Annotated in this window: 13 protein-coding genes and 2 tRNA genes; 1 reads left to right on the top strand and 14 read right to left on the bottom strand. The window is 57.7% G+C overall.

The genetic code is table 11. The features are described 5' to 3' along the window. The 14 genes from nuoI to A7E78_RS09375 form a co-directional block, all read right to left on the bottom strand. The gene (gene nuoI / locus A7E78_RS09440; protein WP_072283979.1) at window positions 1-531 is read right to left on the bottom strand and encodes an NADH-quinone oxidoreductase subunit NuoI; all 531 of its coding nucleotides are present in this window, start codon (window positions 529-531) and stop codon (window positions 1-3) included. Continuing rightward, a complete protein-coding gene (gene nuoH / locus A7E78_RS09435) occupies window positions 528-1,529 on the bottom strand; it encodes an NADH-quinone oxidoreductase subunit NuoH (RefSeq protein ID WP_072283978.1) in 1,002 nt (333 codons plus the stop codon). Before nuoH ends, nuoI begins: the two co-directional genes overlap by 4 nt. Further along, window positions 1,526-3,958, bottom strand: a complete 2,433-nt coding sequence (gene nuoG / locus A7E78_RS09430) for an NADH-quinone oxidoreductase subunit NuoG (protein WP_145924877.1) — start codon at window positions 3,956-3,958, stop codon at window positions 1,526-1,528. Before nuoG ends, nuoH begins: the two co-directional genes overlap by 4 nt. Window positions 3,959-3,989: 31 nt before the next feature. Continuing rightward, on the bottom strand, window positions 3,990-5,261 hold the full coding sequence (gene nuoF, locus A7E78_RS09425; protein WP_072283976.1) for an NADH-quinone oxidoreductase subunit NuoF: 1,272 nt from the start codon (window positions 5,259-5,261) through the stop codon (window positions 3,990-3,992). Next, window positions 5,258-5,746 carry an NADH-quinone oxidoreductase subunit NuoE gene (nuoE, locus tag A7E78_RS09420; protein ID WP_072283975.1) on the bottom strand — a complete coding sequence of 163 codons (489 nt, stop codon included), beginning with the start codon at window positions 5,744-5,746 and terminating at the stop codon, window positions 5,258-5,260. The genes nuoF and nuoE overlap by 4 nt, the downstream gene beginning before the upstream one ends. Before the next feature lies 1 nt (window position 5,747). Further along, window positions 5,748-8,135 (bottom strand): NADH-quinone oxidoreductase subunit B/C/D, encoded by a 2,388-nt coding sequence (locus tag A7E78_RS09415; RefSeq protein WP_072283974.1) that lies wholly within the window; start codon window positions 8,133-8,135, stop codon window positions 5,748-5,750. Beyond that, window positions 8,132-8,566, bottom strand: coding sequence for an NADH-quinone oxidoreductase subunit A (locus A7E78_RS09410; RefSeq protein ID WP_418361396.1), 435 nt, complete (start codon window positions 8,564-8,566; stop codon window positions 8,132-8,134). Before A7E78_RS09410 ends, A7E78_RS09415 begins: the two co-directional genes overlap by 4 nt. A gap of 186 nt (window positions 8,567-8,752) precedes the next feature. Next, window positions 8,753-9,202 carry a ribonuclease HI gene (gene rnhA / locus A7E78_RS09405; protein WP_072283973.1) on the bottom strand — a complete coding sequence of 150 codons (450 nt, stop codon included), beginning with the start codon at window positions 9,200-9,202 and terminating at the stop codon, window positions 8,753-8,755. Window positions 9,203-9,287: 85 nt separating this feature from the next. Then, window positions 9,288-9,365, bottom strand: a tRNA-Glu gene (locus A7E78_RS09400). 5 nt (window positions 9,366-9,370) lie between these two features. Next, window positions 9,371-9,446: transfer RNA gene (locus A7E78_RS09395), tRNA-Lys, on the bottom strand. A 148-nt stretch (window positions 9,447-9,594) separates the two neighbouring features. Next, window positions 9,595-10,890: an adenylosuccinate synthase gene (locus A7E78_RS09390; protein WP_072283972.1), complete on the bottom strand. Its 1,296-nt coding sequence runs from the start codon at window positions 10,888-10,890 to the stop codon at window positions 9,595-9,597. Between the two features lie 19 nt (window positions 10,891-10,909). Then, window positions 10,910-12,199, bottom strand: coding sequence for an ATP phosphoribosyltransferase regulatory subunit (locus tag A7E78_RS09385; protein ID WP_235606722.1), 1,290 nt, complete (start codon window positions 12,197-12,199; stop codon window positions 10,910-10,912). A 77-nt stretch (window positions 12,200-12,276) separates the two neighbouring features. Beyond that, window positions 12,277-13,860, bottom strand: coding sequence for a phosphoglycerate dehydrogenase (gene serA / locus A7E78_RS09380; protein ID WP_072283971.1), 1,584 nt, complete (start codon window positions 13,858-13,860; stop codon window positions 12,277-12,279). A gap of 161 nt (window positions 13,861-14,021) precedes the next feature. Then, a complete protein-coding gene (locus tag A7E78_RS09375) occupies window positions 14,022-15,518 on the bottom strand; it encodes a leucyl aminopeptidase (RefSeq protein WP_072283970.1) in 1,497 nt (498 codons plus the stop codon). 177 nt (window positions 15,519-15,695) lie between these two features. Here A7E78_RS09375 and A7E78_RS09370 point away from each other — a divergent pair, with 177 nt between their 5' ends. Continuing rightward, window positions 15,696-16,490 (top strand): GPMC system MBL fold metallohydrolase, encoded by a 795-nt coding sequence (locus A7E78_RS09370; protein WP_335743798.1) that lies wholly within the window; start codon window positions 15,696-15,698, stop codon window positions 16,488-16,490. Window positions 16,491-16,830 lie beyond the last annotated feature (340 nt).

Genomic DNA, 16,830 nt, shown 5'->3' with positions numbered 1-16,830 from the left:
TCAGGGCAAGTTGGTTTTGATGTTGACCGGTGGAAGTTCGTCGTCATTACCGCCGCGGGGGGCGACAACGCCGATTCCGCTGTGGTGGTAAAAGTTGTAGTCGGGATCCTTGCCGCCGTGATCGACGAGCAGATCCTCTTTTTCCCAGACCAGTTTCAGGGGATCGCGATTGCTCAGTTCGTACTCGGGGCTCATCTGGATTGCTAATGTCGGACAAGCTTCGGCACAAAGACCGCAATAGATACAGCGGGCGAAGTTGATGCGAAACCAGGCTGCATGGCGTCGTCCGTTTTCCCGTTCGGCTGCCTGCATGGAGATGCAGTCGACGGGACAGGCGGCGCTGCACAGATGGCAGGCCACACAGCGCTCTTCACCTTCCGGATCGCGGGTGAGGATCATTCGCGCACGGTAGCGGGGCGGCGGGGTGCGTTTCTGCTCCGGATAGGAGATCGTCACCGGCCGCTTAAACAGATAGCGTAAGGTGACCCAGAAGGGTTGGAAGGTGCCTTTGATGTTTCGCCAAAGGTTCATGATGCACCTCCAAGCCAGAGAAGTATGCCGCCGGTGGCCAGCAAATTGACCAGGGCCAGGGGCACCAGGGCTTTCCAGCCGAAGGCCATCAGTTGGTCGTAGCGCAAACGCGGCATGGTGCCGCGAATCCAGATGAAGGTGAAGGCTACGGCTAGCACTTTGCCGAAAAACCAGACGATGGGCGGCAACAGCGGACCGTGCCAGCCACCGAGAAAAAGACTGGTAACGATGGCGCCGAGTACCACCATATTGATGTATTCCCCTACGAAGAATAGGCCGAAGCGCATGCCCGAATACTCGGTATGAAAGCCGGCCACCAGTTCGTTCTCAGCCTCAGGCAGGTCGAAGGGGGTACGCTTCGATTCGGCCAGAGCAGCGATGAAGAAGATGCCGAACGCCAGCGGGTTGGTTAAGGCAAAGGGCAGCGATGCTTGCGCCTCCACGATCTCCGTCAGGGAGAAGGACCGGGCCATGAGAATCACGGGTATGATGGATAGGCCCATGGCCAATTCGTAGGAGAGCATCTGACCCATGGCACGCAGAGCGCCGAGCAGGGAATATTTAGAACCCGAGGCCCAGCCGCCGAGGGCGACGCCATAGACCGCCAGAGAAGAGAGACCAAAAAAGTAGAGGATACCGACATTGAGGTCGCAGACCACCATCGGAATTTGGCGGCCGAACAGTTCCAGCGGGGGCCCAAAGGGCACCACGGCAAAGGCCAGCAGGGCAGTCACCGCGGCCAGGCCCGGCGCCAGCAGAAAGAGCCATTTATCGGCTTGGGCCGGCAAAAAGTCTTCTTTGGTGAGTAGTTTGATCAGGTCCGCCAAGGGCTGCATCATGCCGCCGAAGCCGACCCGGTTGGGGCCGTAGCGACGTTGCATGCGTGCCAGAATTTTACGCTCGGCCAGCACCAGGTAGGCGGCCATAGTCAGCAGAACGGCGAGGACCATGCCGAGCTTGATCAGTATCAACAGCCCGGTGAGCAGGAGATCGGTCATGGCGCGCTCACTTTCTCTACCCTGCAGGGCAGTGGCTGTCGGCCGGGATAAAAAATATCCAGTTCGGTGTTGCGCAGGTGCGGCACGATGATTATGCCTGCGGCCATACGGTCGCTGAGCCGGGCCGGCAGGGTCAGCTGCGCGTCGCCGGCGCTAAGGAGAACCAGGTCATCGTTGGCGATGCCAAGCCTGGTTGCGTCAAGCTGGTGAAGCAGCAGATAAGGTTGCGAACGGACCGGATCAAGGGGCGCCGAAAGAGCGCTCAAGGATTCGGAGCCGTATAATGTTTCGCAAACCAACAGCTGCAGGGAATCGACCTGGTCGGTAGCCACCGAGGGCAGCTGGGGCAGCGTCTTGCCTCCGGTTTGAATCCGTTGTCCAGGTCCCTCAGCCAGTAGATTCGGTAGTTCGGCCAGTCGCGATTCCGATGCTGCCAGTTTCCGTCGAATCTTAGTGAGATCAACCGGCAGGTCGCAGAGTTCGGCCAGTATCGCCCAGGCCTGGCAGGGCAAGGCGCCGGGAGTGACCGATGAAAAACTACGAGGCGGATGACTTCCCTGGCTGCTGATGCGCAAAGGCTCGCCGGGGTTAAAGACCTTGGTGAAGGTCTGCATGCGACCTTCGTTGTTGATCAGGGTGCCGGTCCCTTCGGACAGAGCTGTAGTGGGCAGCAGCAGATCGGCCTTTTCCGCGGTGAGGCTGGGCAAATGGTCGAGGACTGCTAAGAAATCGAGTTTTTCCAGGCCTTGCAGCAAAAGCTGTCGATCGGGGCAATCGGCCAGGGGGTCGGCCTCCAGACAGAGCAGGGCCTTGATCCGGCCCGAAGCCATGCCTTCGAGCAGTTGCTCAAAATCCGGGCCGTCGGCGGCCAGCAGGGCGGCGCCAAAGCTGTTGGCTTCCGGCAGCAGAACCATGGCCCGGCAGGGACGTTCCGTGCTGTTCATTGTTTGCGCTGCAGCCAACAGGGCGGTGTTGCCCGTGGCGCCGAGCAGATCGCTTGCGCCAATTAATACGGGACGCTGGGCCTGCTGCAAGGCCTCTGCCAGGGGCTGAAATTTATCCGGCAGGGCTCCGCCCTGAGACAGGACGCTGAGCAACTGGGGAAGCTCTTGCGGCTGGCAGGGCAGATATTCTGCGCTGCAGGGCAGTTCAACCGGCCGTGGATCGCAGATCATTACCCGGCCACCATTGCGAACCGCCTGACGAATGGCCACTGCGAGCATGGGGCCTTCGGCCAGCGGGTCAGCCCCCGTCAGCACCAACAGGTCGCTGTTGCGTACATCGGCGAGACTGGCACTCAACTCAACGGGCAGGTCAGCGGCGGCGCGGGCGGCCCGGTCGCGGCCGGCGTGACTGCCGTAAACCGGGGCGGTGCACCCGAGTTGCTTGCTCAGGCAACCTAATAGATAATTGGCTTCCAGGCTGGAACGGCCGGAACCGAGCAGAGCGACAGAGTCGCGACCGTGACGATCGATCAGTTCTCTCAGGCGCTGCAGCAGGGTCTCAATGGCTTCGTTCCACGGTAGTTCTTCACCGTGCAACAGGGGGGTCCGTGGGCGATCCGGGTGGTTGACGTAGTCGTAGCCGAAGCGTCCCCGGTCGCAAATGAAGCAGCCGTTGACTTCAGGGTTGTTGCCGGAGCGGATTCGCTGCAATTCCCGAAACCTGGCACCGGGTATCGTTGCGCAGCCGAGGGAACAGTGAGGGCAAACCGAGGGGGCTTCCTGCAAATCCCAGAAGCGGGATGTAAAGCGGTAGGGTTTATTGGTCAACACTCCCGTCGGGCAGACGTCCACCAGGTTACCGGCAAAGGGGCTCTCCAGCGGGCCGTCCTGAAAGCGGCCGAAATAGAGGCGTTGGTTGGACCCGAGAACGCCGTAGTCGGTGCCGCCGCAGTAATCCTGATAAGTGCGTACGCAACGGTAGCATTGAATGCAGCGATTCATCTCGTGGGAGATAAAAGATCCCAGATCCTGGTTCTGGTAGGTGCGTTTTTTGCCGGTATAACGCCGGACACTGTGTCCGCTGGCGATGGTCATGTCCTGTAGCTGGCATTCACCGCCCTCGTCACAGACGGGACAGTCATGGGGATGGTTGAGCATCAACCATTCGATGACTTGGCCTCGATAAGCGATCGCCTCGGGGGCCTCGGTAGATACCACCATGTCGTCTTTTGCCGGGACCATGCAGGCCATTTGAATACCCTTGACAGGGCCGTCAATAAACAGCATGGCACACAGCCGGCAGGCGCCGACGGCGCCAAGGGCCTCGTGGTAACAGAAGTGGGGCACAACGATGCCGAGCTGTTGGGCAGCCTCCAGGACGTTGGTCCCTTCCGGCACGGTCACGCTCTGGTTGTCGATAATCAGAGTCGGCATGGCAGCCGCATTCCTTTCAATGCCGTGGGGGCAGGCAAGAAGTTCAATCAAAAATCCATTTGCTCTTGCTTATTCGCTCTTTTCAGCTCTTCTGCAAGGGACAGCGACCTTTTTTAACGTGGTCGAGCACTTCTTCCTCAAAAAGTCGCAGCAAGCCGTCCACCGGACCCATGGCGCCAAGGGCCAATGCGCAGAAGGAACGGCCGTTGATGTGACCTAGCAACTCCTTCAGCATCGTTACATCGTCGACAGTACCTTGGCCGCTTTCGATTTTTTCCAACACCCAGCAGACCATGGGCAGGCCGTCCCGGCAGGGGGTGCACCAGCCGCAGCTCTCCCGGGCGAAGAAGCGCATTAAATTAAGGGTTGCTGCCACCATGCAGGTCTGGTCATCGAAAACGACCAGGCCGCCGGTGCCGAGACGGGTCTTAACGGCCTCCAAGGGATTGTAGTCCATGGCCACATCGAAATGGTCCGCAGTCAGATAAGGGGTCGAAGCTCCACCGGGGAGACAGGCTTTGAACTTGCGCCCCAACCAGACGCCTCCACCATGCTCTTCAACCAATTCACCGAGGGTTATCCCCATGGGCAGTTCAACGCAGCCGGGGTTATTGAGATGGCCCGCCAGGCCGTAGAGCTTGGTGCCGGCGCCTTCTTCGGTGAGAGCCAAGTCGGAAAACCACTGGGCCCCGCCGTTTATAATATGCGGGATATTAGCCAGGGTTTCGATGTTGTTGAGAACCGTTGGTTTGGCGAATAGCCCCTTAATGGCCGGAAAAGGCGGTTTAGAGCGGGGATTGGGCCGCTTGCCTTCCAGGCCGTTGAGGAGGGCGGTCTCTTCGCCGCAAATGTAACGACCGGCGCTACGGTGGACGTGCAGTTCAAAAGAAAACTCGCTGCCGAGGATGTTACGGCCGAGCAATCCAGCCTGTTTAGCATCGGCAATGGCTTGTAGCAGGTTGGTGTAGCACTGATTGTAGGCGTAGCGCAGAAAAATATAGCCAGTGTTGATGTTGAGGGCGTAGGCGGAGAGAGCCATGCCCTCAACGAGTTGATGGGGGTCGGCTTCAAGGAGTTGGCGGTCCTTGAAGGTACCCGGCTCCATTTCGTCGCCGTTGCAGACCAGATATTTGTCACCTTCGGCATCGAAGGGGAAAAATGACCATTTCAGGCCGGTGGAGAAACCGGCCCCGCCCCGGCCGCGCAGTCCTGACGCCTTGACTTCGTCGCGGATCTGGGCCGGCTGCATTTCACGTAAAGCTTTTTCCAGGCCTTGGTAGCCACCGTTCTGTCGATATTCATCGAGCAGTACCGTGTGGTCGGGACGGCGGTTTTTGAAGAGCAGTTGGCTCATTTCAGGGCCTCCTGACGTTCTTCGTCCAGAATGGCATCGATTCGTTCTATGGTCAGCGAGCTGTACAGGCGGTCACCGATACGCATAGAGGGCGCATTTCCGCAGGCGCCAAGGCAGCAGGTCGGCAGCAGGGTGAAGATGCCGTCGCTGGTGGTTTCACCGGGAGCGATATCGAGAGCCTGTTGCAGGTGGCCATAAACCATTTCTGCTCCGCGGGTCCAGCAGCAGATGGAGTCGCAGACGTGGATAACCTTGCTCCCCACCGGGGAACGGTAGATTTTATCGTAGAAGGTTGCAACCTCGTCGACCTGCAAAGGCGACAAGCCGAGCAGTTCGGCGGCAAGTTCAATGCCCGCGTCGGACACCCAACCGTTCTGTTTTTGCACGGCTTGCAGAACCTCGACAATCAGTTCGCGGGGTTCGTGTACGGCAGCGATCTGCCGTTTCAGCTCGGTAATTTCTTCAGGAGACAGTAGCTCTGACATATCAGCGGTCCAAATCGGCCAGTACAAAATCGACCGAGCCGAGGTTGGTGATCAAATCGGAAATCAGGCTTCCGCGGCTGAGCAGGGGCATGGCCTGAATGTGGGCAAAGGACGGGGTGCGAATACGCATCCGGTAGGGGATGCTGGTACCGTCGCTGACCGCATAGTAGCCGCATTCGCCTTTACTCGATTCGACAGCGCGGTAGCATTCCCCGACCGGCGGGGTCGGACCCCGCGAGACATTAACAAAGTGGTGAATCAAGCTGTCGATATCCTTTAGACCGTCCTCCCGTTGGGGATAGGAGTGGCGGTAGGAATCGTTCATCCAACGCCCTCCGGGCATCCGTTCAACAGCCTGACGAACGATTTTCAGGCTTTGGCGTAACTCTTCAAGGCGCACCCGGTAGCGGGCGTAGCAGTCGCCGCCCTCGGCGGTGGCGATATCGAAGTCGAAATCTTCATAACCACCGTAGGGCATGGTCTGGCGCAGATCCCAGGCAAGTCCCGTGGCCCGTAGGTTGGGGCCGGTGAAGCCCCAGTCCTTGGCGTCTTCGCGACTGATGACACCGACTCCTTCGGTTCGGGCGCGGAAGATCGGCCCGTCGCTGAGGAGACGGTCGAATTCATCGATATGTTTGTGGAAGTCGGTGCTGAAGGTAGCCACCGTGGCTTGCCAGCCATCGGGCAGGTCGGCGGGCAGGCCACCGATGCGGAACCAGGCCGGGTGCATGCGGCCGCCGGTGATCAGTTCGACGATATCGAAAATCCGCTCACGAATTTCGAAGGCGTAGAACACTGGAGTCATGGCGCCTACATCGTGGGCAAAAGAGCCGAGCCACACCAGATGACTGGAAATGCGGAACAGTTCGCTCAACAGAATGCGCACGTAGCGGGCACGGGGCGGTACCTCGATGCCAAGCATGGTTTCGACGCTGTGCAGATAGGCCAGATTGTTGAGGGAGCCGGCCAGGTAGTCGATGCGGTCGGTATAGGGGATAAACTGGGCCCAGTGCTGGCGTTCAGCAATCTTTTCGGCACCGCGGTGGTGGTAGCCAAGATCGGCATCGAGGTCGACCACCTCTTCACCGGCCAACTTAAGAATCAGCCGTAAAACGCCATGAGTGCCGGGATGTTGCGGTCCCAGGTTGAGGAGCATGGTCTGCTCGCCGTCGGCGAGCAGTCGGCCTTTGAAGTAGTCCTCAGCCGGGCGCGGTTCAATAGCGGCGATATCTTCGCGCGTGAAGGGGGCCATCTCTGTGGCGCGAAAGGGCTGATCCTTGCGCAGGGGATGACCCGACCAGTTGTCCGGCATGAGGATGCGGCGCAGGTTGGGATGGCCGTTAAATCGGATGCCGAACATATCGTAGGCTTCCCGCTCGTACCAGTCGGCCACCGGCCACAATTCGGTGATGGAGGGGGCTTCAGGCTCCTCTCCCGTCAGCGGCACCTTGACCCGTAGATAACCGGGTTGGTCAAAAGACAACAGATGGTAGGTCAGGGTATAGTCATGTTCAGGTCGCTTGGCTCTGGCGCTCTCGTCGACGGCGGTCAGGTCTTCCAGGCGTTGATAGGGTTGCGGCGCTTCATGCTTTAAATAGCGCAGCAGTTCGGGAGCATGCTCGGCGGACACCTGCAGGGTCGGCATGTCCTTGGCCTGATCATCGATCAGTACCTGTTCGCCGAAGCGTTTCGTCAGCTGCTCTTGAAGATTGTCGCTGCCCTCGGGAAAGCTGACTTTTGGCTGCTCCGGGCGCCACATGTTGTCGCTGCGCTGTCCCCAGAAAGCCGGTTGCTGCATGGAGCTGCCCCGCAGCGGGCTGTTGCCGTAGCCCGGTCCCCTTGGATCACGGCTCTTGCTCAGGCCGTCAACAAAGATCGGCGCAGTGGTGCCCTCGCTGCCACCTTGCAGGCCGAGAACCGGCCGGGCCGGTCGCTCGTTTCGGGCAATCTTGTCCTGCAGCAGCTGCAGCCCCTGAAGAAAAGCCTCCGGACGGGGTGGACAGCCGGGAATATAAACATCGACCGGCAGAATCTGGTTAATGCCCTGCATAACGCTGTAGACGTCGTACATGCCGCCGGAATTGGCGCAGCTGCCCATGGCGATGACCCATTTGGGGTTGGCCATCTGCTCGTAAACACGCAGGATGGCCGGAGCCATCTTCTTAAAGGGGGTACCAGCGATAACCATCAGGTCCGCTTCGCGGGGCGAACCGCGCATGACTTCGGCACCGAAGCGGGCCAGGTCGAAGCGGGGCGTCATGCTGGTCATCATCTCAACGAAACAGCAGGACAGGCCGAAAAACATTGGCCAGAGACTGTTTTTGCGGCCCCAGTTGATGGCGTCGTCGAGAGTGGTCAGAAGAATATTGTCAGGCAGCTCGCCGCTCATCGGCCCTCCTTGGTGACGCTACGTCGTTGCCGGGATGGGCTCCAGTCAAGGGCTCCTTCAGCCCACAGGTATACCAGGCCAAGGAAGAGGATGACGATAAAGAACAGGATTTGTAGAAAACCGCTCCAGCCGAGCAGGTCGTAGGCCACCGCCCAGGAAGAGATAAAGACCACCTCCACATCAAAGACGATGAAAAAGATGGCAACGAGATAGAAGGGCACCGGTCGGCCCGGTTGTGCCGGCCCGGTAGGGTCAACTCCCGATTCGTAGGGCTGGTCCTTGAATTTTGAGTGGGTTTTCTGGCCGATCAGACGACAAGCAATCAGCAAAAAAGCGATCAGCCCGATGGCCATGGCACCGTACAGACCGAGAGATAACAGGCTCTCGGCGGGCGGCATCAATTCACTACCCGGGGTAGTGACCGTCGATATGGGAAGGACCTCCATAGGCATGGGCAACTCATTGCAGTGCGAGAAATGAAATGCCGGAATCGCTGCCGGCGACAGTGGGTCGTCCAATAAAGGTTGTCGCAAGGACAAGCCTTTGAAAAGACACCAGTAAGGCTAAAACAATAGCATAAAATATTGGCATAGCCAAGGGGCGGGGATTGGTTTGGACTAGCTTTGGCCTGAAGTGATGGCGTTGCGGGCCAGCTCGTCGCAGCGTTCGTTTTCGAGATGGCCGTTGTGGCCGCGGACCCAGCACCACTCGATTTCATGGGGTGCGCAGGCCGCCTGGAGTCGTTCCCAGAGGTCACGATTGGCGACGGGATCCTTTTTGGAGTTCTTCCAGCCTTTTTTGATCCAGCCGTTAATCCATTCGGTGATGCCTTTGTAGACATACTGGGAGTCGGTGGTCAGGCGTACTCGGCAGGGCCGCTTCAGGGCTTCGAGGCCAACGATGGCAGCAATTAGCTCCATACGGTTGTTGGTAGTGTCGGGGTCGAAGCCGGACAGTTCCCTGGTCTTGGATCCTGCGCGTAACAGGGTGCCGTAGCCTCCTGGGCCGGGATTTCCCGAACAGGCACCATCGCTGAAGATTTCTACCAGATTGTTGTCTGTTGGCATAACCGGACTCTCGAAGAAGGTGATTGGGTTTGGCGGGTAGAAAAAGCAACAGCCCCATTACCATGGGTAATGGGGCTGTCTGTTATGGCGTCCCCAGGGGGATTCGAACCCCCGTCGCCGCCGTGAAAGGGCGGTGTCCTGGGCCAGGCTAGACGATAGGGACTTATCTGGTGAGCCGCGTAGGGATCGAACCTACGACCATCTGATTAAAAGTCAGATGCTCTACCAACTGAGCTAGCGGCTCTTGCTCACAACGGAATGCATTTATACTGAATCAGCCCGAAAGAGTCAACCCCTTTTTTTAAATTTTTTCAGGGCTTGGAATATTCTAACAGCAGACGCCGCAAATGCTAGCTGGAATGGCTGTTAAATCGCAATTCTTTGACTGCGGTTCAGGCCTGAAAAGGGTTGCTCAATTGGATGGTCTGATCGCGCCGGGGGCCGACCGAAACCAGAATGATCGGACAGCCGCTGACCTCTTCCAGTTTTTTCAAATACGCCTTGGCTTTTTCCGGCAGTTCTTCGTAGCTGGTTGCGTCGCAGAGGTCACTCTGCCAACCTTCGACTTCCTCGTAGACCGGGGTGCATTCCTTGAGGATTTCGAGGTCGTTGGGAAAGTCTTCCAGCAGTTCACCCCGATAGGCATAGGCGGTACAGAGTTTGATGGTTTCCAACTCGTTGAGTACGTCCATCTTGGTAATAGCCAACCCGGTCATGCCGCTGGCGCGCACTGCATAGCGCAGAGCCACGGCATCGAACCAGCCGCAGCGCCGGGGCCGGCCGGTGGTGGATCCGAATTCGTTGCCTGCTTCGCGCAGTTTCTGGCCCATTTCATCATGTAGTTCGGTAGGGAAGGGGCCTTCTCCGACCCGGGTGACATAGGCTTTGGAGATGCCGATCACCTGGTCGAGGAAACGTGGGCCCACTCCGGCGCCGATGCAGGCGCTACCTGAAATAGTGGAAGAGGACGTCACGTAGGGGTAGGTGCCGTGGTCAATGTCGAGCAGGCAGCCCTGGGCTCCTTCGAAGAGTACCTTGCGGCCCTCTGTAATGCTGTTGTTGACCAATAAGGAGATATTGCCCATGTACTTGGCCAGGGTTTGGCCGTAGGCATTGTACTCTTCGAGGATAGCGGTTTCATCGAGGGGGGCGACGCCGAGGTATTGCTCAAGCAGAAAGTTTTTCTCCGGCAGAAACTCTTTAACCTTGCGGGCAAAGATCTCGGGATTCACCAGGTCGGCGACCCGAATACCGCGCCGGCCGATCTTGTCCTCGTAGGTCGGACCGATGCCGCGCCCGGTAGTGCCGATTTTGCGCGCGCCCGACTTTTTTTCCCGGGCGACATCGATGGCCTTGTGGTAAGGCATGATGATATGGGCGTTGCCGTCGATGACCAGCTGAGAGTCGTCCTGCAGGTAGCCCTTCTGCTTTAATTGTTTGATTTCCTGCAGGAAGACCTGAGGGTCAAGGACTACGCCATTACCGATCAGGCAGCGCTTGCCTTTGTGCAGGATGCCTGAAGGGATCAGGTGCAAAACGGTCTTTTCATCGCCCACCACCAAGGTGTGGCCGGCATTGTTGCCGCCCTGAAAGCGGACTACCTGGTCGGCATGCTCAGTGTAGATGTCAACGACCTTGCCTTTACCTTCATCGCCCCATTGGGAGCCTACGATCACTACATTAGCCATATTCTTTAAAATCTCCTGATTACAGACAAAAGCCCTCGGCCAGCAGGGACCGATAGGGTATTTGTTGCTCATTGTCGTCGGCAAGTTGGATGAGTCGGACTGTTTCATCCGGTTCGCCGACTACCATGACAAAGCGGTAATTCATTTTGTGGGCATACTGAATGCTGTCTTCCAGTTGCCTTTCGATGATGTCCCGGGCGACCGAGTAGCCTTTCTGGCGCAGGGATTGGGCGGCGAGTTGGGCCGGTTGTTTGTTGCTGCCGGTCTGGAAGATCAGCACGTCGGCATATTTAGCCGCGCTTTTCTCCAGTTGTTTGTCGAAGGCGTTCAGCAGGTGCAGCAGGTTAAAAGCAAAGCCCGTTGCCGGAGCCGGCAGGCCGTAGCGGGCGGTCAGGTTGTCGTAGCGACCGCCGGAGCAGACCGCTTGGCCCAGGCCGCTGAGAAAACCCTGAAAAGTAATGCCGGTGTGGTAATCAACGCCGCGCAGTTCGCCGAGATCAAAGGTGATGTGTTTTTCAACGCCGTAGACCTCGAGCACTTCCAATACTTGTTTCAGATTGTCCAGGGCCGTCCGGGAGCGGTCATTGATAACGGCTTCTTCCGCCCGATCGAGAACTTCTCTGCCGCCGAACAGCCGGGGCAGGGCCAGAATGGCTTGTTTTTCACGGTCGTTTAGGCTCAGCTCCTGCAATAATTCCATCAGGCCGGAATTGTCCTTGCGGCCGATGGCGCATTGCAGTTGGCGGGCCTGCTCCGGGGAGAGGGGCAGGTCGGCCATCACGCCGCGAAAAAATTCCACTTGGCCGATATCGATGGTAAATTCTTCGGCGCCGAGGGCCTGCAGACATTCGACGGCCATGGCGATCATTTCCGCATCGGCCTCTGGGCCGTCAAGGCCGATGAGTTCGACGCCGGCCTGAAAAATTTCCCGATCCTTGCCGGCTTGCTGTTCGGCGTGGCGCAGTACCTGACCGCTGTAGCAGAGGCGCTGAGGCAGTGGTGCATGTTGCATGCGGGTGGCAACAATGCGAGCCACTTGCGGTGTAATGTCCGGCGAAAAGGCCACCAGCTTACCGTCTTGACGGTCGTCGAAACGGAAGGTCTTTTCCCGCAGCCCTTCTCCCAGGCCTTTTTCCAGGACGTGGAGAAATTCCAGTGAAGGCGGAATGACGGGGCGAAAGGCCCAGCGGTGAAAAACCTCATGCAGGGTTTGCTTGAGTTGCTCTATTTTAGCCGCCTTAATCGGCAGGAAGTCTTTTACCCCTTTTGGGAGCATGGCTTCCGAAATGGTTTGCTGCGTAACGGTCAATGTTTATCTTCCTTTATAATTGATTCCGCCCGGGGCGGTGTTTTCAGTCATTTGGTTGTGTGGATGGAGTCGGCGAATCAGAGATTGACCTGTACTGCCGAAATGATATGTGGGTTGGAGCGAAGTCTTTGTAATACCTCTTCGGGAATCTTGCTGTCCACGGTAATCAAAGAGATGGCCCTGCCCTGAATCTTGCGGCGTGATAAGCCCATCATGGCGATGTTGATGCCTGACTCCCCAAAGACTTGCCCGATGAAGCCGATCACCCCCGGGCAGTCTTGATTGTGCATAACCAGAATATGGCCGTCGGGAACGGCCTCTACGTGGTGGTCGTCGACCCGGACGATGCGGTAGTCCTGGTCGCCAAACAGGGAGCCGCTCACTGAACTTTCGCCATCGCTACCGACCACGGTCAGCCGAATCAGGTTGGCGAATTCCAGGGACATGTCGCAACTTCGTTCCACGACCTGGATGCCTCGTTCCCGCGCCAAGTGGGGGGCGTTAACGTGGTTGACTGAAGGGCCGACAATCGGTTCCAGCAAACCCTTGAGCAGGGCATTGGTTAAAGGCCGGGACGGATGTTCAGTCACGCCTCCGGAATATTCAATAGTGATTTGTTGCAGCCCTTTGATCCCTCGCTGAGCCTGAAATTTACCAAGACGCTCAGCCAAGTCTAAATAGGGACGAATTTCGCTGAGCCGTTCAGCATTGATCGAGGGCATATTAAGCGCGTTGGCGACGATGCCCTTCTGTAGAAAATCGACAATCTGCCGGGCGACCTGAACCGTCACGTTGATCTGGGCATCAACGGTGGCTGTGCGCAGGTGTGGGGTACAGATGACCTGTTCCATGGCCAGCAACGGGTTGTCGGCCTTGGGAGGCTCATTGGCAAAGGCATCCAAGGCCGCGCCGGCCACTTGCTTTTTTTCGATGGCGGCGGCCAGGGCGGTTTCATCGATCAGGCCGCCGACAGCGCAATTAATGATGCGGCAGCCTGGTTTAACTCGCGCCAGGGCTTCTTCGTCAAACAGATTGACTGTTTCCGCGGTCAGTGGAACATGCAGCGAGATAAAGTCGGAGCGCCTGAGCAGGGTGTCAAAATCAACGGCTTCCGCACCCTTTTTGGTAATCACGTCTTCGGCCAGGTAGGGGTCGTATACGATAACCCGCATCTTTAAACCCAGGGCCTGTTCAATAACCAGGCTGCCGATTTTGCCGGCGCCGACGACTCCGAGGGTTTTGCCGTTGATTTCCACACCGAGAAAGCGCTGGTTTTCCCAGTGGCCTTCCTTGGTCGAACGGTTCGCTTCAGGGATCTGCCGACTCAGAGCCATCAGCATGGCAATGGAATGTTCTGCGGCGGTCGTGGTGCTGCCAAAGGGGGTGTTCATCACAATGACCCCCTTGCGATTGGCCGTCTCCAGGTCCAGGTTTTCGATGCCGATGCCAGCCCGCCCCACAACCCGCAAACAGGGTGCTGCATCGAGCACTTCGGCAGTGATCTGGGTGCCGCCGCGTACTACTAGGGCTTCGGCATTTTGCACCGCCTGCAACAGTTCTTCGGAAGAGATGCCCGGCCGGTAATCGAGTTCGATGCCAGCGGCTTCTTCAAACACCGCCAGTCCTTCGGCGGAAAATATGTCAGAAACCAGAACCTTCATGGAAAAGCGGCCCGTATCCAGTTGGATTGTTGCGTAATTTGCAGTAAAAGCCCAAGGGCTATAGAAATTTCACTAACAGTGTAAACTAGCAACAGGCCCTGAGGATGTCAAGGATTAGGCGCCGCCTGTCTATCGGTAGCTCCTGGCTTAGCTTGGCTGGTCTAGTCCAGGCTCCGGGTCAGGTGCTCGATGAGCAAACGCACGCCGAAGCCGGTGCCGCCGGCCGGTCGATAGTCCGAGCCTTTTTCCTGCCAGGCCGTTCCGGCGATGTCCAGGTGAGCCCATCGGTAGTCTTTGGCGAAGTGCTGCAGAAAAGCGGCCGCTGTAATAGTGCCTGCCGGTCGGCCGCCGATATTTTTCAGGTCGGCAACTTCGCTTTTCAGCTGTTCGGCATATTCATCCCACAGGGGCAGTTGCCAGCAGCGCTCGCCACTGGTTTCGCCGGCTTTCTGCAACTGACGCAGCAGGCCGTTATGGTTACCTAGAACAGCCGCCGCATGGTGGCCAAGGGCGATGATGCAGGCACCGGTCAAGGTCGCTAAATCAATAACTTCCCGCGGATTGAAGCGTTTGGCATAAGTTAGTGCATCGGCTAAAATAAGCCGGCCTTCGGCATCTGTATTGAGTACTTCGATGGTGCGGCCGGCCATGGAGGTAAGGATATCTCCTGGGCGAATGGCGCTGCCGGAAGGCATATTCTCCACCGCCGGCACGATACCGACCAGGTTAACCGGTAGTTTCAGCAGGGCGGCCGCCAGCATCGTGCCGAGTACGGTCGCGCCTCCGGCCATGTCCATTTTCATCTGGTCCATTTTCTCGCCCGGCTTGAGGGAGATGCCGCCGGAGTCGAAGACCACTCCCTTGCCGACCAGGGCAACGGGACGCTCATCGCCGGCGCCCCGATAGTGCAGCACGATCAGTCGTGGTTCGCGAACGCTTCCCTGGGCCACACCGAGTAATGCACCGCAACCCTCCTTTTCGAGGGCTTGCCGGTCCAGCACCGTACATTCCAGGCCGACCTCTGCCGCGATGGCTTGCGCTTGTTCAGCTAGAAAGATGGGGGATTTAACGTTTCCCGGTTCATTGACCAGGTCACGGGACAGGATGACTCCGCGGCAGAGGCTTTCGGCGCGACGGACGGCGGTTTCTGTGGCCGCCTGCTCTTTTTTTCGCTCCGTCAGTACCGTGAGTTGCTGTAAGGAAGGTGAGCGCTTCGGGTCGGGGCTGCGATATTGTTCGAAGCGATAGTCTGCCAGAATCAGTCCCTCGACCCAGGCGCTGGTCATAGCCTCAACCTCAAGGCCGTGCAGGGGGCTGTCCGCGGGAATCCAGCTGAAATCCGTCAGTCGTCTTTGTCGCAGCTGATTGATTGTCGTGGCGCCCGCTTTGCGCAGGGTTTCCAGGGTAATGTCTTTTTCCTTGCCGAGACCGATGAGTAGAATTCGTTCGGCAGCCAGTTGCCGGTTGCCATGCAGCAGCAGGGTCTGCTGGGCTTCGCCGGAGAATTCCTGGGCGGAGGTTGCCCGGCTAAGAGCTCCGTCGAGGGCTTTGTCTATTTTTTGTAACAACGGTGCAGTTAATTGGTCGGTCGCTACCCCCAGGACCAGGCAGGGGGTGGCCTGTTTCAGTGCGGCACCGTGGATGACGTTAATGTTCATGAAGCATTCCTCTCTAAAAAAGGGGAGTGGATTTGGAAACGCATTTATAGGCACCATTGTAGCCCCTTACGAGGCCTGTTTCAATGTTTTAGCCGCGGATAATTATTTGCCAGAATTCGTGTGATAATGCTATCTTGGCACTGGTTGATACCATTTATCAATGCCAGGGAGCGAAGCATGGAAACAGCCTGTATGGAGGTTACCATACTCGGATCGGGTACCAGTACCGGGGTGCCGATGCTCGGCTGTTCTTGCGACGTCTGTCGTTCAACCGATCCGCACGACTGCCGCACCCGCTGCAGTGCCCTGATCAGCTATCGCGGTCAGCAAATCGTCATCGACACCACCACCGACTTTCGCCAACAGGCCCTGCGCGAGGGGGTTGATCATGTCGATGCGGTGCTCTACACCCACGCCCATGCCGACCATGTGCACGGCATCGACGATCTGCGGGCTTTTAATATGACCTCTGGCGGCACCGCTATCCCCATTTATGGCTTGCCGTCGACCATGGATCTGATTCGCCGTAATTTTCGTTACATTTTTGGCGGTGAAGTGGCATCCAAGTTCCGGCCACGGCTGGTGCCCTGGAACCTGGAAGGCGATTTTTCGCTTTGTGGCCTACCCGTTGAACCACTGCCGTTGCAGCACGGTCCTGGCACTTCTTGCGGTTACCGTATCGGTCCTTTTGCCTATGTGACGGATTGCAACGGCATTTCCGAAGCGGTCATGGCCCGCCTGCAGCAGCTTGAACTGCTGATCATCGACGGCCTGCGCTTTCGCGCCCACCCCACCCACTTTACTATCGATGAAGCAATTTCCGTAGCGGCTCGGCTCGGTGCCCGGCGCACCGTTTTAACTCATATCTGTCACGAAGTTGCACATCGCCGGGATACGGCTAAACTTCCCGACGGAGTGGAATTTGCCTATGATGGTCAACGCTTTTCCCTGCCGCTACGGCAGCAGAGTTAAGGTGTCCGATTATTTGAAAGTCAAATGCTAAACTGGCGGGTCGCGTCCCGCCAGACGCCTTCCTTTTTGTCCAGACGGCAACAAAAAGGAAGCAAAAAATGCCTGCCACTGCGTGGGGCAGTAGAGAGTCAAGTAGGGAGGAAGCAACCACCCTTAGATCGTTCTTTCACGATGACGTTTCATTGCAACGCTCTTTTCTTTGAAGGTTCGCTGCAGAGGTCATCGGTTCCAGTCTCTTTCGACCTTGGTGCCCATGTTTTGCTGGGTTTTAAAACCCGAAAACACAGATGCTAAAAAGCCATATTGCGCCTAGCTGGTTCGGTCCTACAAGCTAAGCCGG

The organism is Syntrophotalea acetylenivorans, from assembly GCF_001887775.1.
Lineage (GTDB): Bacteria > Desulfobacterota > Desulfuromonadia > Desulfuromonadales > Syntrophotaleaceae > Syntrophotalea_A > Syntrophotalea_A acetylenivorans.
This window is presented reverse-complemented; position numbering and strand designations above follow the sequence as displayed.

Coding starts and splice junctions, on each gene's coding strand:
- nuoI (WP_072283979.1), bottom strand. CDS start 531: ATGAACCTTTGGCGAAACATCAAAGGCACCTTCCAACCCTTCTGGGTC.
- nuoH (WP_072283978.1), bottom strand. CDS start 1,529: ATGACCGATCTCCTGCTCACCGGGCTGTTGATACTGATCAAGCTCGGC.
- nuoF (WP_072283976.1), bottom strand. CDS start 5,261: ATGAGCCAACTGCTCTTCAAAAACCGCCGTCCCGACCACACGGTACTG.
- nuoE (WP_072283975.1), bottom strand. CDS start 5,746: ATGTCAGAGCTACTGTCTCCTGAAGAAATTACCGAGCTGAAACGGCAG.
- A7E78_RS09415 (WP_072283974.1), bottom strand. CDS start 8,135: ATGAGCGGCGAGCTGCCTGACAATATTCTTCTGACCACTCTCGACGAC.
- rnhA (WP_072283973.1), bottom strand. CDS start 9,202: ATGCCAACAGACAACAATCTGGTAGAAATCTTCAGCGATGGTGCCTGT.
- A7E78_RS09390 (WP_072283972.1), bottom strand. CDS start 10,890: ATGGCTAATGTAGTGATCGTAGGCTCCCAATGGGGCGATGAAGGTAAA.
- serA (WP_072283971.1), bottom strand. CDS start 13,860: ATGAAGGTTCTGGTTTCTGACATATTTTCCGCCGAAGGACTGGCGGTG.
- A7E78_RS09375 (WP_072283970.1), bottom strand. CDS start 15,518: ATGAACATTAACGTCATCCACGGTGCCGCACTGAAACAGGCCACCCCC.
- A7E78_RS09370 (WP_335743798.1), top strand. CDS start 15,696: ATGGAAACAGCCTGTATGGAGGTTACCATACTCGGATCGGGTACCAGT.